This window comes from Butyrivibrio sp. XB500-5 (genome assembly GCF_003625505.1).
GTDB lineage: Bacteria > Bacillota > Clostridia > Lachnospirales > Lachnospiraceae > Butyrivibrio.
The window spans coordinates 43940-60671 of record NZ_RAIS01000007.1 but is presented as its reverse complement, the minus strand read 5'-3'; the positions used below and the strand labels follow the sequence as shown (position 1 = coordinate 60671).

The window sequence follows — 16732 nt, the reverse complement described above, 5'->3', positions numbered from 1 at the left end:
TTTTCATGGGGGAAAATTCACTTATAGGGGTGGTATGCTCACGCTGCTTCACTTCTTCCGTAGACCGTCTCGTAGTACTGCTTGGACGTCATGAGATAAACAAATATATATACCAGGAAGAAGCTTACGCTTGCTATTGTTATACACATAAAGAAAGTAGGTATATCAACGTAAAGTATGCTGTTTAAAAAGAGTCTTACTATACTGCTCGCAATTGCGGCATGTATTATCGAAGCAAACACCGGTAAAAAGAACATTGTCATTACCTGCGTTCTGATAGTCTTCTTAGCCTCTTTTTCCGTAAGTCCGACTTTCTTAAGGATGTCAAATCTTCTTCTGTCTTCAAGTCCTTCCGACATCTGCTTGTAGTATATGATCATCACTGTTGCAAGTAGGAATACAACAGACAGGAATCCTCCGACAAACAAGACGCCGCCGTAAATGCTGTAGAACTGGCTTCTGTACGTCTGCTTGTTTCTTACATCATCGATTGAAAAGCCTCTGTTTACAAGCTCGTCGTTTAAAAGATCCACTTTATCAAATCTGTCTTTGTCTACAAGATTAAATTCGATACATGAAACATGGTCAAAATACTGTTTTTCTTCATCTCCGAATACAAGTACCTCTTTACCCATTTTTTGATTCAGGTTCTCATCATCGGCAACGATCAATAGCTTACCGAAAAGAAACATCTCGGGCTCATAGATTTTCTCAATATCTTCATTCTCAATCTCACCCTTGATCTTGTATTCATCACCGAGTATTTTAATGCTGCCGGTTTTCATGATCTCTTTCGGGCACTCTTTTACATATACTTCTCCCGGTCCTACGCTTATATCTTGCCCTGTTACATATTTATATTCCTCGGGCGTAAGTATATAAAAATCCAATATGGACGCAAAATCGGTTATATTCGCATTCAGACTGCTAAAAGCTGCAAATCCGTCATCTGTTAAAAGAAGCATTCCCTGCGTATACTGCAATGTTTCCGTGTCACATGCTTCTATTCCGATTTTTTGGCACGCGTCGTTCGTTGAATTCATGAATGTATTTCTGTCAAAGTTTTCATCAACATTTGCGACAATTACGGTATCTTTTGGGAACATCATATTTATGTTCTGCTCTCCTAAAAGAGATATCGAAGCACAGCATGTAAAGAGAATTATTACCGCAGTTGAAAGTACGCATATGGATGCAAGTCCGACCGCGTTGTGCTTCATTCTGAACATAAGGTTGGATACACTTATAAAATTCCTGGTATTGTAATAGAATTTCTTATTCTTCTTAAGCATCTTAAGTACAAAAATGCTTCCGGCTACAAAAAGAAAATATGTGCCGAGGATTACAAAAAATACACTTTGGAAAAGCACTGATAATGCGGAAAAAGTGTTTTTTGTCCTAAGGGCAAGAACATATCCTATGCCAAGGCATATAGTTCCGGCAATGAGAAGAATATATCTTGTCTTAGGCTCTTTTTCTCCCATATTCTCACTTTTCAAAAGAGCTATCGGCTTTCCGAAATTGACCGAAAGCGCGTTGTATATGAAGCATATAAAAAACCAGATTTCAAATGCTATCAGCGTAAATAAAAGAGCATTCGTTGAAAAAACAAGTCCGTCCAAAGGTTTCTGACCAACAAGCTTATAAAGAACAAGAAGCATGAGCTTATTGAGGAAGGTCCCTACTATGATACCGAGGCCGATCGCAAATGTTGATGTAATAACGTTCTCGACAAAAAGGATCGCGGCTATGTGCTTTTTGCTAAGCCCCAGTATCCCGTAGAGTCCCATCTCTCTTTTCCTGCTTCGCATAACGAATCTGTTGGCATATAAAATAAAGCCGAAGGCAAAGAGGATCACTATTCCTTTTCCGATAGAAAGAAGAGCTGCTATAGTTGCTGCTCCGTAAAAGACTTCTCCGTTTGCGGTAACAAGAAAACCTGTCCTTGAGAGAGAGTCCATAATGTAAAAGAGCATGATCATGATGGAACTTGAAATAATGAAAGGAACCAAAGTCCTGATATTCTTTTTCATGCTCGTAAAAGCCATTTTTAAAATGAACTTAGGATTCACTTTCGTCTCCTCCTCTCATAAGAACGGTAACTGCATCGCAAATATCATCAAGCATCTCGCTTCTTGTCTTTTCTCCGCGATAAAGCTGATGGAAAACTTCTCCGTCCTTTATGAACATAACTCTGCTTGCATAGCTTGCGGCAACGTTACTGTGAGTAACCATAAGGATTGTCTGGCCGCTCTTGTTGATCTCTCTAAAGAGTCTCATAAGATTAGTTGCTGCCTTGGAATCAAGCGCTCCCGTAGGTTCATCCGCAAGAAGGATCCTCGGGTTTGTGATGAGGGCTCTTGCAACGGCTGTTCTCTGTTTCTGTCCGCCGGATACCTCGTAAGGATATTTACTGAGGAGTGCGTCGATCTCAAGTCTCTTAGCAACCTCTTTTACCTTGGCATCCATTGTCTTGTGGCTCTCTCCCGCAAGTACAAGCGGAAGCTTGATGTTGTCTTCTATAGTGAAATTATCAAGAAGGTTGAAATCCTGGAAAACGAATCCGAGATTCTGTCTTCTGAAGATTGCTCTCTCATTGTCTTTTAACTTGGAAAAGTCCTTGCCGTCGATAAATGCCTTTCCTGCTGTGGGAACATCAAGACTTGCAAGTATGTTCAAAAGAGTTGTCTTTCCGCTTCCGGACTCACCCATGATCGCAACGAATTCCCCATCTTCAACGCTGAAGTGAACGTCCTTAAGTGCAGTTACCTGTTCTATTCCCATGCGGGTTGTGTAGATTTTTTTGATATGGCTGACTTCCAATAATGACATGATATTTCTCCTTTTATAGACATTATTTATGATGAGACGGATTACTCCGCTTCCTTTTCGATGAAACTATAGTAGCAAAAAAAGAAATGCAAAACCTTGTTATTGGCTTACATTTCTTTTGGTTATTCTTACATTTTTGTAAGGTCCGATGTTTGTACGTTTTCCTTGGAAACAGTGATGCTGACCTCGGTTCCTTCGCCTTCCTTGGAATCAATGCTCAGCTTGTGCCCGAGCTTATCGCAGATGTTCTTGCAAAGATAGAGTCCTAGTCCGCTTGCCTTCTTGTCGATCCTGCCGTTGTAACCGGTAAAGCCCTTTTGGAAGAGTCTCGGTATATCCTCGCTTCTGATTCCGATTCCTGTGTCTTTTACTTTTAATATAATGCTTCCGCCGTCCTGCTCCGCGTAGAAAGTAACGCTACCTTTCTTGGTGTATTTAAGAGCGTTGGACAGTATCTGCTCAAGTACAAAGCAAAACCACTTCTCATCCGTTAGGATATTGCAATCAAGGTTCTCCATGTTGACTGCGATGTGGTTATAGATAAATACAGATGAGTACTTCTTAACGACCTGCTTGACCATGTTCTCAAGGTTGTAGCTCTTAAGTCCGAGATCATTGGACATCGCTTCAAACCTCAGATAATTAAGGCTCATCTCTACATAGTTTTCTATTTTAAAGAGCTCCTGTCTGCAGAGCGCTTCATTCTTATCGGGGTCCTGCAAAAGAAGATTGAGCGCGGCAATAGGTGTTTTTATCTGGTGCACCCAGAGCACGTAGAAGTCCTCTTTTTCCCTAAGTTCCTCCCAGTTATCGACGTCCGCTCTTCTCTCAGACTCTTTTTCCACATTATTGTCTTTGACCTTTACTACTTGCTGATAGTAATTTACAAACAGTACCAGAGCACTCTTTATCATCATAAAAAGAACCAGATAAATAAGGTACTCTTTGGATATTTCATACAGATTGGACACGATAAGAAGTGTCACTGTAATTATCAGATCTCCGTAAATGAGATTCTTGTTATTATTCAGAAATTGCTTCTTCGCCAACGATGTACCCCATTCCTCTCTTGGTAACAATATAGTTATTAAGTCCCGCGTTTTCTATCTTTTTCCTGATCCTGGTGACGTTGACGGTAAGCGTGTTGTCATCAACAAACTCCTCGTCGCCCCAGAGTCTCTCCATTATGGTCTCTCTTGAAATGACCTTGCCGGGAGATTCCATCAGGGTCTTAAGAATAAGGAATTCATTCTTGGTAAGCTCAAGCTTCTCATCACCCACCATTGCTGTCGTATCGTCAAGATTGAGCTTAACGCCTCCGCATGAAAGAAAATGTGCTGTCTCCGGATGAGCACTGCTGCGCCTTAGTATCGCCTGTATCTTGGCTGTAAGGACCTGCAGATCAAATGGCTTAGATATGAAATCATCTGCGCCCATGTTCATCGCCATTACTATATTCATATTGTCATCTGCAGATGAGAGAAAAACTATCGGCACGTTTGAAGTCTTTCTTATCTCACTGCACCAAAAGAATCCGTTGCACACAGGGAGCTTAAGATCCATCAGAATGATATCCGGTCCGTAATTAAGTGCTTCTTCCGTTACATTATGAAAATCTTCAACAATCTTGGCTTCCATCTGCCAGGAGCTAAGATGTTTCTCGATCATTTTTGCTATTACATCATCATCTTCTACTATAAATACTTTCACCACATGCCTCCCCTTGCTGTCGTCGTTTAAACTTCACGTATCATAATAACATAAATTTGCGAAAATTAACCCCCTAGGGGGCTTAAAACCTCAGCCCATCTCACATATAATGCAGGAGTATGTGAAAAATCATGGAGGAAACTATGAAAAAAAAGACTATAGCACTACTTATTACAACAATCATGTTAATGTCCGCCTCCTGCGGAAAGGCAGCAGATACAAATGCTGCGGGTAATGACGGTTCAAACGCCGGCGTCGAAGTTAAAAGCGCCGATGACGACAACGAAAGCATAAACATCTATGTCGGAACTTCTGTTTTCGACAATGCGATGGATCCCGTCAAAGGATTCATGAGCGCAGGATATCCTTTCGTAAACGAACCACTTATTCAGGTTGATACCAATTCCAATTATGTACCATGTCTTACAACCGACTGGGAAATCTCAGAGGATGCTCTTACTTACACCTTTAATCTCAGAGATGATGTTAAATTCAGCGACGGAAGCGACTTCACGGCAGAAGACGTTGTATTTACATATGAAGAAGTCAAAAAAAATCAGGCCAACAATTCCAAAGTCGATCTTACAAACTTAGAGTCTGTAACTGCAGACGGCGACTACAAAGTAGTGTTCAAGTTAAGCGAATGCTATTCTCCTTTCATTGATATCGCAGCTATGCTCCAGATTGTTCCAAGCGATGCTTACGACAGCAGCTCTTTTGACACAATGCCGATAGGCACGGGAGCTTACAAGGTTGCACAGTATGATGCCAACCAGCAGATCATTCTTGTTATCAACGACAATTACAGAGGCGAAAGACCTGACATCGAGCAGGTAAACTTCATCAAGATGGATCAGGATACAGCTTATTCCAACGCTGTTTCGGGTCAGCTCGATGTTGTAATGGTGAGCTCAACTTATATAGATGAAAAGATCGAAGGCATGTCAGTCCACAAGCTTGAGACCATGGACGTCAGAAATGTCAGCCTTCCCACTCTTGAGCCCGGCACTATGAAAGACAGCAAGGGTGAAGAGCATAAGGTCGGCAACGCGGTTACTTGCGACAAGGCAGTAAGAAACGCACTTGCCATCGGAATCAACAGACAGCAGATCATTGATAACGCATTTAACGGCGAGGGTCGTCCCGCTGTAAACTTTACAGACAATCTTCCCTGGGCTTCGACAGATGACTACGAGGACAACAGGGTAGACGAAGCCAAAGAGCTTCTTGAGAACGCCGGCTGGGTTGATACAGATAACGACGGTATCAGAGAAAAAGACGGCCTTAAGTGCGCATTTGAGATAATAGCTCCCGGTAACGACGAGGACAGATACAAGCTTGCAACTGCCCTTGCGGAGAACGCAAAAAATCTCGGAATTGAGATCAAGGTAAGAAACGATTCATGGGATGCTGCTGTTGCGGAAGAAAACACAACTCCCATCGTATGGGGATGGGGTCAGTACAGCCCTACGGTTTTAAATTCACTCTTTTCATCTAATAAATTCCTTGAAGAAAAGTATGCCAATGTTTCAGGCTTTACAAGTCCCGAGTGCGACGCTGCAATAGAGAAGGCTTTCAAAGCTTCTTCTCTTGATGAAGCCTACAGCGCATGGAAGGAAGCACAGGCTATCTGCGATGCGGAATATCCTTATCTCTACCTTGTAAACATTGAGCATTCATACTTTATAAACGACAAACTGGACATCAAAGAAGACACTCAGATTCCTCATCCTCACGGTCACGGAACACCTATCATCTGTAACCTCAAGGATTGGGTACTTAACTAAAAGAAGGACGCCATGATTAAAAGAAAGAATGTATTATCCGAAACGCTGCGAATGATCATACTTCTTTTCCTGGTGAGTTTCCTTGCATTTGTGCTTATAGTGAAATCACCTATCGATCCGCTCGTTTCATATATAGGAACAGAATCAACGCTCTCTCCCGAAGCCAAAGAAGAGATCGTTGAATACTGGGGACTTAACGATCCGCTCCCTGAGCGTTTTGCAACCTGGCTTAAGAATATAATTCACGGAGATATGGGAACTTCCATAACATACAAAAAGCCCGTTGCGGAAGTTATAAAAACAAGATTTGCTTATTCCGTAGTTCTTATGATGCTTGCCTGGGCTCTTTCAGGAATCCTTGGTTTCATCGTGGGAATCATCTGCGGAATAAGGCAGGGCGGAATATTTGACCGCGGCATCAAGCTCTTTTGCCTGACCGTAAAGTCCGCTCCGACCTTCTGGCTGGGACTTATGTTCCTTGTTATATTCGCGGTTGAGCTGGGGCTTTTCCCCATCGGAATGGCTGTTCCCATGGGCAAGCTCGCAAGTCAGGTTACTATCCGGGATAGGCTCCATCACCTGATTCTTCCCGTCATAACACTGACGGTTGCGAACATCAGCGAGATCGTGCTCTACACAAGACAGCGCGTTGTGGAAATCATAAACAGTGATTTCATCCTCTATGCAAAGGCCCGCGGTGAAAACAGGAAGCAGCTTATTGTAAGGCATGTTCTTCGCAACGTAATCCTTCCTGCGATCACGCTTCAGTTCTCATCATTCAGTGAACTGTTCGGCGGTATGGCTCTTGCGGAAAACGTATTTGCATACCCCGGAATCGGCACGGCTACTACTGCTGCAGCCCTTAACGGAGATGCGCCGCTGCTTCTTGGCATCGCACTTATAAGCGCGATCTTCGTATTTTCAGGTAACCTGATAGCAAATATTTTATATGGGGTATGCGATCCCAGGATAAGGGAGAGCGAAGCAAAATGATAAAGAAAACTTTAAACAGAAAAATTGTGATCTCAATATTTATATGCCTTGCTCTTATTTATCTTATAGCTATCTTCTTCCTCGGACTTTTCATGAATCCTGCAGAGTACGGCGTCAACTATGCCGACAAGCTTGTAGGACCTTGCAAAGAGCATCTGTTTGGAACGGATGCCATGGGAAGAGATATGTTCAAAAGATGTATCAAAGGCCTTTCAAACAGTCTCGTTGTGGGACTTGCGGCTTCTATCTTCAGTTCCGTTGTGGCCCTCATCTTCGGTATCGCCTCAGCTGTACTCGGCGGCTTTACTGACAAAGTGATAAAGCTTGCGGTTGACCTGTGCATGGGACTTCCTCATCTGGTTATTTTGATCCTAATCTCATGCATGGTGGGCAAAGGAGCCTTCGGCGTTACTCTCTCGGTTGCGCTTACACACTGGCCTTCACTTACCAGAATCGTAAGACAGGAGGTGCTGCAGCTTCGTTCTTCACAGTACGTCAAAGCTTCGGCGAGAATGGGAAAGAGCCCGTTTACGATCGCGGTAACGCACATGATCCCGCACGTTATACCGGCGTATCTCATCGGACTGGTACTTCTCTTCCCCCATGCGATCATGCATGAAGCGTCCATCACCTTCCTTGGTTTTGGTCTGTCAAAAGAGGTTCCGGCCATCGGAGTTATCCTTTCCGAATCAATGAACTACATCACTACAGGAAAATGGTGGCTCGCGGTATTCCCCGGAATCATGCTCCTTATCGTTGTCATCCTGTTTGACATCATAGGTGAGACACTTAAGAAACTCTGGAATCCCGGAAGCGGAAACGAGTAAGGAGGCGCCGTGAACGAAAACATCTTAAAGATCGAAGATCTGGTTGTCGCTTTCAGTATGTACAAGAGCGGCAGCTTTAAAAAAGAAAATCTTGAAGTTATACACTCTCTTTCACTTGATGTAAATGCAGGTGAGATCGTTGCGGTTGTGGGTTCCAGCGGATCGGGAAAGAGTATCCTGGCAAGCGCGGTTCTTAATCTCCTTCCAAAGAACGCTGCAACTAAGGGTTCTATCACATATAAGGGTGAGCCTATCACCAAGGAGAGACAGAAGGATCTTTTCGGAAAAGAGATTGCTTTTATCCCTCAGTCTGTCGATTACCTCGATCCCCTTATGAAGGTGGGAAAGCAGGTAAAAGGCGTATTCGGAACCGATGAGCGAAGAAAAGAATTATTTGAGAAATACCGTCTTGATGAGAGCGCTGCAGGCAAATATCCCTTCCAGCTCTCAGGCGGAATGGCAAGACGTGTCCTGATAACAGGAGCCGTTATGGGTAATCCCGATCTTATCATTGCGGATGAACCCACTCCCGGTCTCGACCTTGAGATGGCCAAGGAAACTTTGGACCACCTTAGGTCTTTTGCAGACAGCGGAGCTGCTGTGCTTCTTATCACACATGACATCGACCTTGCGCTCAACGTTGCGGACAGAGTTGCTGTATTCTATGCGGGAACGATCGTCGAAGTCGCTCCCACAGCGGATTTCCTTGCAGGTAAGGATGCGCTTCGCCACCCTTACAGCAAGGCATTTATCGATGCTCTTCCTCAGAACGATTTTAAGCCCATTCCGGGAACTCAGCCCTATGCAGGTAATCTGCCTAAGGGATGTCTTTTCTCAGACAGATGTCCTTACAAGGACAGCGCCTGCGATGCAGATCAGTCGGAAAGAGAAATAAGATCGGGAAAGGTGAGGTGCGTACATGCTTCTTGAAGCCAATAACATAAGTTTCAGATATACAGAAAAATCACCCTGGATCCTGGAGAACGTATCGTTTAAGGTCGCAGAAGGTGAAAGAATCGGGATTGTAGGTCCCTCCGGCTACGGAAAAAGCACACTTGCCAAGATCCTTGCAGGCTACGAACAGCCTTCTTCCGGAGAAGTTAAATTGGACGGCGCTCCTCTTCCCATGAAGGGCTACTGCCCTGTCCAGATGATCTACCAGCATCCGGAGCTATCCGTCAATCCAAGATGGAAGATGGCGAAGACTCTTAACGAATGCTGGACACCGGATAAAGAACTCTTGGAGAAAATGGGAATTGAAGAAGCCTGGCTTAAACGCTGGCCTTCGGAGCTTTCAGGCGGCGAACTGCAACGTTTCTGTATCGCCCGCTCTCTGTCACCGGAAACCAAATTCCTCATCTGCGATGAAATCTCAACCATGCTTGATGTCATAACTCAGGCTCAGATCTGGAATATCCTTCTGGACACCGCCAAAGAGCGCAACATGGGAATGGTCATCATCACCCACAACATCGCCCTCGCAGAGCGCATCTGCACCAATATCATAAGAGTTGAAGAAATGTAAATAAAAGGCAGCTGATCATAGGATTCGATCAGTTGCCTTTTAAGCTTCATGGTGAAAATAATCCAAAGAACATTTTCATTCTGCAAAACAATACAGGATTGTTTGCATAATCCAAATAATCCGGACTCTCATACTGACAGAAAACAGTAAGCAGACACATTGCAAGTGTTGCCATGCATAAAAGGGCAATCCTCCTCGCCCTCCTGTTATATGTTTCCTTATCACAACTATTCTTATCAAGCAATTCCATCGCGATCATAGCTGCCGGAATAACAAGATACAGTCTGAAATCCGCCTGGTATCTAACAAGAACTCCGCACATTATGGTATCCACCGCAACAACAATAGGCACGATCAGATAACATAGGATCCTCATATATAACATTTGGCTGTTTCGTATTTTTTTCTTCAAATCCAGTGCACAGATCCAGACAAGCGGGATCACCCAAAGCACTCCGCCAATTTGATCTTCACTGACAATGAAGCCCTGATATCCGCTATCAACCGATGTAGGATACATATAGGGAAACTCAAAATTGAACTTTGGCAAATTAAAAAGATAATACCATAATCCTATCGGTATTCTGGCAACATGTATGCCCATATGTACCATGTCGTACCCGGTCATATTATAATTTGCGCCAAAATCAAATACCGACCCAAATCTAATATAATTGTAATACATAAGACCCGCAGCAACGGGCACATAAGGAAGCAGCAACATCAATAATCTTGGGATTCCGGTATATCTTTTCTTACTGTCTTTTTTATATAAATTCCTAAAAACAATAATTCCAAGAAAACTTGCTATTGCAAATTGTGGTCTGCATCCGACTGCACATGCCATGCAAAATGACCCAAGCATACCACGCCACAAACATATATTATGAGAACCATCCGGATCGATACTGTCCTCAACATCCGTAAGCGAACTTAACCAAAGAGCCAGTCCGAAGTATACAAAGACAAGCCCTGCTCCTATAGCAACATAATAAATAGATGCTTTCTTGATCAATAAGATCATTCCCGCAGAAAAAGTACATGTCAAAGACAACAACAAAAACAAGATTAACGGCATCTTTTTATTAATTTTTTTTCGTAGCTCATTCATCAAAACAAAGCATGCTATCAACAGGAGCACATCGATAATGCAAGCCTCTTGAACATATGTCATGTCCTCGCCTGTAAGCAGATAATACGGCAAATTCAAAAACAGCGCGGGGACAACTCCGAAATATACATAGTACTTTCCTTGATAAAAGGCCGTATCCCATTTCGCATGCGCACCGAGCGCTGCCCTGTTTGCGGTGTCATATGGATTCTCCATAGATAAAAGAGTATCGTCAGCCTCGTCACTAACATAAACATTTCCTTCAGATATGGCTCTGGCAAGTTCTCCATATCCCATACTACTCCCCGAGTCACTCGTTTGATGCTGGACTAACAAAACAAGTAGCGACAATCCAATTGTAAAAAGAAGACATACAATCCCCGCTCTGCATCTTCCTTCATCCATACCGGCCATATCATAGTAATTTCCACGCAGAATTACGCGTAATCCAACAAGAAGTATAAAAAGAAGAAAGGCTCGGACAATATTGAATCTAAATGGCATTCTGTCATTTACCACGATAGAATCAAATACTATTTCATCAATATCATCTACAATATTCAATTTTATCTTATCTACCTTGCCAAACGCTTCCACCGGCAGATACATTGAATCCGGGACCAACGGACTTACAACATTTTGAACGAAATTATAGAAAAGAGCATGCCCCTCATCCGTAACAGAAGTCAGGACATGAAGCACACATTGTCTGTCTTTCCTCTTCCATCTTTCATCATTACAGTCCGAAACACCTATATGGATATTCTTTACATCGACGCCGATGCTCTCCGATTCCAATTCCATATTTTCTGAAACGGTATAACTTTGGCCACTCACAACAGGAGTGCCATCTTCAAAATAAAAAGTTGGCGTTATCGGCTGCCCCATATTTCCATAGAGCCAGAACTTATAATTAAATCCAAAAATCTCAATAAATAGAACAGCAAGGAGAGCTATAAACACAAACTTATTTTTCTTCATGAAGTTCACATCTGACATTTTTTCTTTTATTGAGAACTACTATCAATAAGATAAATGCAACCACTCCGAAGATTGTGTCGGGAATTGCAGACATGATTCCTTCTAAAATTGTTTTATCCGTTGTAGGCATACCGATTCCATCCAATTGACTTGAATAGCAAGCCCAAACACTTTCAACGAAATCATAAATTCCGTGTATGAAAACAACCACCCAAAAATTGTTAGTAATATAGTAGATACTAGCCAAAAAAATTCCGGCAAAAAATACATATACGACCTGGAAAGTTGTAGTTACTACAAGATTTGGATACATCATAAGATTTGTAAAATGAATAAGAGCAAATGGAATCGCAGACATAACTACTGCCAAGATTATCCCTCTCTTGCTTTCACCAAACCTATTTCTTAATGTATTGAAAAGTACACCTCTAAAAAGAGTCTCTTCATATAATCCAACTCCAAACATAAGTATCAGCATAAAGATTGCACTTGGAAGCCCCTCCATAAACCCTATATCAGTCGGAGACATGCCACCTATAAAACCGCGTATGCAACAAGCTATTCCCAGCAATCCTGCAACACTAAAGAGTCCTTTGGAAAAGCCTCTGAATTTAAATTCAATTCCATACAGCTTAATCATAGAAACAAGTCCAATTATGCCTATAACATATCGTATTATCGTACCCGGAACTCCCAAGGCTCCGTTCCCTAAAAGCGACATCACTACTGTCGATACTAAAAGCAAAATGATAAAAAGCACCAGTCCCGGTGTAGAACTTCTTTTTTCCATATTTTTCTCCTTAAAAAATTACCAAACTAAGATTCTGTCTTCAGGTGCAAGGTACATATTGTCGCCCTCTTTGACGTCGTATGTCTCATAGAACTCATCAAACTGCTGCACAGTTACATTTGTTCTGAGATAGAAAAGCGGATGTTCATTACGCGCAACCATGGACTGTATATATTCCGGCGCTGTTATCGCAAGGTAGAATTTTGTACTGTATTCAAAAAATTTCTTGTAATCAAAGTCTTTATCGTTCTTGGCAAGACTGAGCATTACCTTCATTCCGCCCATATCGGCAATAGCTTCGGTGTCGATATTGGAGCCTTTCACCTTAAGTCCGTCCCATACCGTGATCGTATCATAGTAGTCATCAACTTTTTTAACTCTTTGTCCAAAAGCTTCAAAGTCCGCATCTGTCCACCAATTGTTCATATTTCCGTTCTTATCGTACTGAGCACCGTTGGGATCGAATGCATGGCTTATCTCGTGACCGATAACGCAGCCCAGGATTCCGTATAGTTCTTCTTTTGGCATTCCGTCGTAATAAATATCACCGTCAAGGAAACCTAGAGGAACAGTCACTGAGTTCTCATCAGGTCTATAGTACATGTCTGTAATAAGGCAGCCCCATCCCCTATCCCACTTTTCTCTGTCGGCTTTACAGGCTACCTCAGCCGTATCTATATGAGCCATATACTTTTCAATATTTTCAAGTGACTCTAAAAGAGATGTGTCGGAAAGCTCAAGATCTTTGCAATCGCTGTACCACTTATCGGGATATGCTGCTTTGATCTGTATATTCTCAAGCTTCTCGATAGCCTTTCCCCTGGTATCCTCGGAGAGCCAATCTTCGCCCTTAAGCATCTCTTCATATCCGGCTATGATATCTTTACAAAGCGCATTGATCTCCTTTTTTGTTTCTGTAGCGTCATATTTCTGCAGATACGCTCTCTGTAAGGGCTCTGAAAGTTCCTCTGTAATAAGCTTTACAGCCATGTCATCATCGGGAAGCGATCCTTGTGATCCATTAACCATATTGTTTGCTTCGTTTGATGCATCATATGATTCTTTATCAAGATACTGACTGACTTTATTTACATAATTAACTATCAAAAGAGCTTTGATCTCCTCGATATTATCGGATGTATATATCTCATCGAGCCTCTTAAATGAGTCGGGATTTTCAACGATAACGTCTTTCGCCTTATCGTAACCGCTGTTCTTTAAAACATCTTCAATGGGATAATTCTTAAATAGCTCATTCGTTTCTTCTTTTGAATAATGATTGTTTGTCTTTTTATAATAGTCTGACTGAAGCTTATCATCTGATGTATAACTCTTTTCAGCGATCTTTGCTTCAAAAGAAATGGCATCGTCAAACATCTTATCTGCTGCTTCCTTGGTATAACCCATCCTTACGAGGGCCTTTTCATTCAAGGTTTTGTATGCGTTATAAACAATATCACCATACTCCGATCTATTGCTGTATTCCTCTGCACCTCCAAGTATAAAAGCAGGCTGTTTAAACTTAAGCACGTTGTTATCGGAATCAAAATCCTTTGCAGTTTGGGGCTTAATAATCCTTGTAACAAAGATATTCTTATCAAAATCAGAGATAAAAGCATTAAGCTCATCCATATCTTTGATATTTGCAATTTCTTCAACCGTTTTCTGCGCGGGTGCGATACCTACGGCATTTCTTGAATCCCAGTCCGTGATCTGATTATAAAGCCCATTTACGAGCTTCTGATCGTGAGATGTTCCCGCCTCGTCTTTAATAACATTCAGCTTCTTCTCTGAAACTATTTTTACAACATCGAATATGGTTCCGGCGGCATATTCACCTTCAGGGATCTCAAGCTTACTCAGCTTGTCGTAATTGCTGTATAAATAAAAGTCATCCTTGGGAGATGTGCTCATCCCCTCCGTAAGGTTCTCCTTGATCATATAGTTAACCCAAGGCTTTCCGCCAAGGGTTGATGCGATCTTCTCACCGCCCTCCTCAGCGGACGCTGTATCTTCAGATGCCCCTTCAACAGCTGTCACATCTTCTGCCGATGTCTCTTCGCTTGCCGAGTCGCTCTCCACACTCGCCTCCACAGATGCACCGCTGTTTGCTGCACCAGAACCGTTCTTTGGTCCGCATCCTGCCAGCGATGCTGTGATCATGCTTGTTGCAAGAAGCATTGCTACTACTCTTATTTTCATTTAATTTATTTCCTCTCTCTTTATGTTTTTTCTTATAAATTTAAAAATCTTTTCATTCTGCGCGCTCCATCGCAGCAATCTCATGAACGATATCCGAGAACTCTCCTGATCTTATCTCTAAGAGTCCATGGGCCATATTCTTCATATAATACATTTTCTTTCTCGGAGCTTTTACACTGTCAAAATAATCCTGCGCAAGTCCGGAGTTTGCCTGATAGTCCATGTCACCGTTTATGTTGTAATAGGGAACTTTGTACTCAGTTCTATCAAGTATGGAAAGGCTATTGAATTCTTCTGATTCATCCCAGTCTTGATAAGGATTGGATCCAGCTGTGCCTTTCATAAACCTATACCAATCCCAAAGACTATAATAGGGATTAAAGAAACAAGTTGCGGGAATACTATAATCACTCTTTTCAGCGCTAATGTTATATCCGTATTTTTCCATCATTCCCTGCCTCGCTTGATAGTATTCACGACTCAATTTCGGAATTTCTCCCGACGCACACTTTTCAATGAGCTGCTCATCTTCTTCATTTCCCTTTGCCCACTCTCTGGCTGCTTCCCAGTACCTTTCCTCGTTCTTTGTCAGATCAACAACCATTCCTGTTCCGATAAAGCAGTCATAGTACTCGGGATGATCCTGTACAAGCATTGCTCCGTAGATAGAGCCCCATGAATGTCCGATGATCGAAATCTTGTCTTTTCCAAGATGGCTTCTCAAAAACTCAGTCATCTCAACTCCGTCTTCCATCATGGTATTAATATTTATTGGCGTAGTGTCTTTTGGGTTATTTAACCAGCTCTTTCCGGCAGCTCTCTGATCCCAGGTAACAACCGTATATACATCTGCCCACTTTCTTGTAAAGGCATAGTCCATCATGCTGGTCGAATAACCGGGGCCACCGTGAAGATATAAAAGAACGGGATTGTTCTTATCTTTTCCATAAATGCTGATCCACTGCTTGGTTCCGTTTATGTCAACATATAGACTCTCGTTTATTCCGCCCTTTGGGGTTCTTGAATTAAGGAGTCTCCCGGTTGTTCTCACCGCAGAAGCCGTAGCGATTATTATTATTAAAGCGCCTAATATTCCAAATAGAACTCTTTTAAAAATTTTCATTTAAAACTTATTCCTCCTAAAATACTTCATTCATTCTCATATCTTTCTATACACTTCTGAAGCTTGGAATCTCTTATAAGAAAAAGGCCTATGGCAACGCTCACAACAGTAATAGCTATTCCCTTAAGGATGAGTGCATCATATCCAAGCCACTCCGCAACTGTACTTCCTATTCCACTAAGTCCGGTATTTCTAAAGATGCAGAAATAAAGCATGAGCGAAAGATCAAAAACTGCATGGAGTATAGAGCATACCCAGATATTACCGCAGCGCACATAAAGTGCATTGAAAAAGAAGCCTATTCCGATAGCGTAAATGACCTGTGTATAGATAGGTGTCGGATCACCACCGCCCACAAGATTATTAAGATGTATCAATCCAAACGCTATGGACGGAATAGTCATGGCAGTAATGATACCTGCCTTGGTGTTTCCGATTGCAGATCTTATAAAGTTAAAAAAGACTCCTCGCGTAAGGAACTCCTCTCCCATACCTGCTCCGATAGTTATCGCTATAGAAAAGATAATAATATTTTTGGTTCCCATAAGCGGTGTTCCGTATTCTCTTATTCCTTTGATCATGTAGAAGACAATATTAAAAACAGTCCACGCAGTGAAAGCTCCGCCTACAACAATTCCTTCTCCAAGGCTTTTTAGATTGAAACGAAGTGATTTCTTTAACCCAAATGCAAGTAAGAAAACTATATATATCGCCACTTCTATAATGGAATGGATCATGTAATCCACCACACCGTCACTGGTACTGGGGATCATTGGTACAAGTATAGCGGTGGCAAAATATGACACAATAAACAGAATTATTCCTATCCAATACTTTGTTTTATTCATAAT

The 16732-nt window shown here is 42.1% G+C and carries 14 protein-coding genes; 5 read left to right on the top strand and 9 right to left on the bottom strand.

The window, feature by feature from the left end:
* Positions 1-38: 38 nt before the first annotated feature.
* From D6856_RS12475 to D6856_RS12460, 4 genes are all read right to left on the bottom strand, one after another.
* Positions 39-2072, bottom strand: a complete 2034-nt coding sequence (locus D6856_RS12475; protein ID WP_120687163.1) for an ABC transporter permease — start codon at positions 2070-2072, stop codon at positions 39-41.
* The gene (locus D6856_RS12470; protein ID WP_120687162.1) at positions 2062-2832 is read right to left on the bottom strand and encodes an ABC transporter ATP-binding protein; all 771 of its coding nucleotides are present in this window, start codon (positions 2830-2832) and stop codon (positions 2062-2064) included. Before D6856_RS12470 ends, D6856_RS12475 begins: the two co-directional genes overlap by 11 nt.
* Positions 2833-2960: 128 nt before the next feature.
* Positions 2961-3881 (bottom strand): sensor histidine kinase, encoded by a 921-nt coding sequence (locus D6856_RS12465; protein WP_243114087.1) that lies wholly within the window; start codon positions 3879-3881, stop codon positions 2961-2963.
* On the bottom strand, positions 3856-4545 hold the full coding sequence (locus D6856_RS12460; RefSeq protein WP_120687160.1) for a response regulator transcription factor: 690 nt from the start codon (positions 4543-4545) through the stop codon (positions 3856-3858). The genes D6856_RS12465 and D6856_RS12460 overlap by 26 nt, the downstream gene beginning before the upstream one ends.
* A 140-nt stretch (positions 4546-4685) precedes the next feature.
* Here D6856_RS12460 and D6856_RS12455 point away from each other — a divergent pair, with 140 nt between their 5' ends.
* Genes D6856_RS12455 through D6856_RS12435 form a run of 5 tightly spaced genes read left to right on the top strand, consistent with a single transcriptional unit; the run spans position 4686 to position 9674 of the window.
* Positions 4686-6329: an ABC transporter substrate-binding protein gene (locus tag D6856_RS12455; protein ID WP_120687159.1), complete on the top strand. Its 1644-nt coding sequence runs from the start codon at positions 4686-4688 to the stop codon at positions 6327-6329.
* A gap of 12 nt (positions 6330-6341) precedes the next feature.
* Positions 6342-7322, top strand: a complete 981-nt coding sequence (locus D6856_RS12450; RefSeq protein WP_120687158.1) for an ABC transporter permease — start codon at positions 6342-6344, stop codon at positions 7320-7322.
* Positions 7319-8149 carry an ABC transporter permease gene (locus D6856_RS12445; RefSeq protein WP_120687157.1) on the top strand — a complete coding sequence of 277 codons (831 nt, stop codon included), beginning with the start codon at positions 7319-7321 and terminating at the stop codon, positions 8147-8149. Before D6856_RS12450 ends, D6856_RS12445 begins: the two co-directional genes overlap by 4 nt.
* 9 nt (positions 8150-8158) lie before the next feature.
* Complete coding sequence (locus D6856_RS12440) at positions 8159-9079, top strand: ABC transporter ATP-binding protein (RefSeq protein ID WP_330544392.1); 921 nt, start codon at positions 8159-8161, stop codon at positions 9077-9079.
* Entirely contained in the window at positions 9069-9674 is a 606-nt protein-coding gene (locus D6856_RS12435) for an ABC transporter ATP-binding protein (protein ID WP_120687156.1), read from the top strand. Before D6856_RS12440 ends, D6856_RS12435 begins: the two co-directional genes overlap by 11 nt.
* Before the next feature lie 46 nt (positions 9675-9720).
* Here D6856_RS12435 and D6856_RS12430 read toward each other — a convergent pair whose 3' ends face one another.
* The 5 genes from D6856_RS12430 to D6856_RS12410 are packed head-to-tail and all read right to left on the bottom strand — an operon-like array spanning position 9721 to position 16729.
* The gene (locus D6856_RS12430) at positions 9721-11766 is read right to left on the bottom strand and encodes a hypothetical protein (RefSeq protein WP_147367842.1); all 2046 of its coding nucleotides are present in this window, start codon (positions 11764-11766) and stop codon (positions 9721-9723) included.
* Positions 11753-12556: a CPBP family intramembrane glutamic endopeptidase gene (locus D6856_RS12425; protein ID WP_120687154.1), complete on the bottom strand. Its 804-nt coding sequence runs from the start codon at positions 12554-12556 to the stop codon at positions 11753-11755. The genes D6856_RS12430 and D6856_RS12425 overlap by 14 nt, the downstream gene beginning before the upstream one ends.
* 18 nt (positions 12557-12574) lie before the next feature.
* Positions 12575-14758, bottom strand: a complete 2184-nt coding sequence (locus tag D6856_RS12420) for a M13 family metallopeptidase (protein ID WP_120687153.1) — start codon at positions 14756-14758, stop codon at positions 12575-12577.
* 52 nt (positions 14759-14810) lie between these two features.
* On the bottom strand, positions 14811-15881 hold the full coding sequence (locus D6856_RS12415) for an alpha/beta fold hydrolase (protein ID WP_120687152.1): 1071 nt from the start codon (positions 15879-15881) through the stop codon (positions 14811-14813).
* A 26-nt stretch (positions 15882-15907) separates the two neighbouring features.
* Positions 15908-16729, bottom strand: a complete 822-nt coding sequence (locus D6856_RS12410) for a CPBP family intramembrane glutamic endopeptidase (RefSeq protein ID WP_120687151.1) — start codon at positions 16727-16729, stop codon at positions 15908-15910.
* Between the last annotated feature and the right edge of the window lie 3 nt (positions 16730-16732).

Coding starts and splice junctions, on each gene's coding strand:
- D6856_RS12435 (WP_120687156.1), top strand. CDS start 9,069: ATGCTTCTTGAAGCCAATAACATAAGTTTCAGATATACAGAAAAATCA.
- D6856_RS12445 (WP_120687157.1), top strand. CDS start 7,319: ATGATAAAGAAAACTTTAAACAGAAAAATTGTGATCTCAATATTTATA.
- D6856_RS12455 (WP_120687159.1), top strand. CDS start 4,686: ATGAAAAAAAAGACTATAGCACTACTTATTACAACAATCATGTTAATG.
- D6856_RS12470 (WP_120687162.1), bottom strand. CDS start 2,832: ATGTCATTATTGGAAGTCAGCCATATCAAAAAAATCTACACAACCCGC.
- D6856_RS12430 (WP_147367842.1), bottom strand. CDS start 11,766: ATGAAGAAAAATAAGTTTGTGTTTATAGCTCTCCTTGCTGTTCTATTT.
- D6856_RS12410 (WP_120687151.1), bottom strand. CDS start 16,729: ATGAATAAAACAAAGTATTGGATAGGAATAATTCTGTTTATTGTGTCA.
- D6856_RS12450 (WP_120687158.1), top strand. CDS start 6,342: ATGATTAAAAGAAAGAATGTATTATCCGAAACGCTGCGAATGATCATA.
- D6856_RS12420 (WP_120687153.1), bottom strand. CDS start 14,758: ATGAAAATAAGAGTAGTAGCAATGCTTCTTGCAACAAGCATGATCACA.
- D6856_RS12415 (WP_120687152.1), bottom strand. CDS start 15,881: ATGAAAATTTTTAAAAGAGTTCTATTTGGAATATTAGGCGCTTTAATA.
- D6856_RS12425 (WP_120687154.1), bottom strand. CDS start 12,556: ATGGAAAAAAGAAGTTCTACACCGGGACTGGTGCTTTTTATCATTTTG.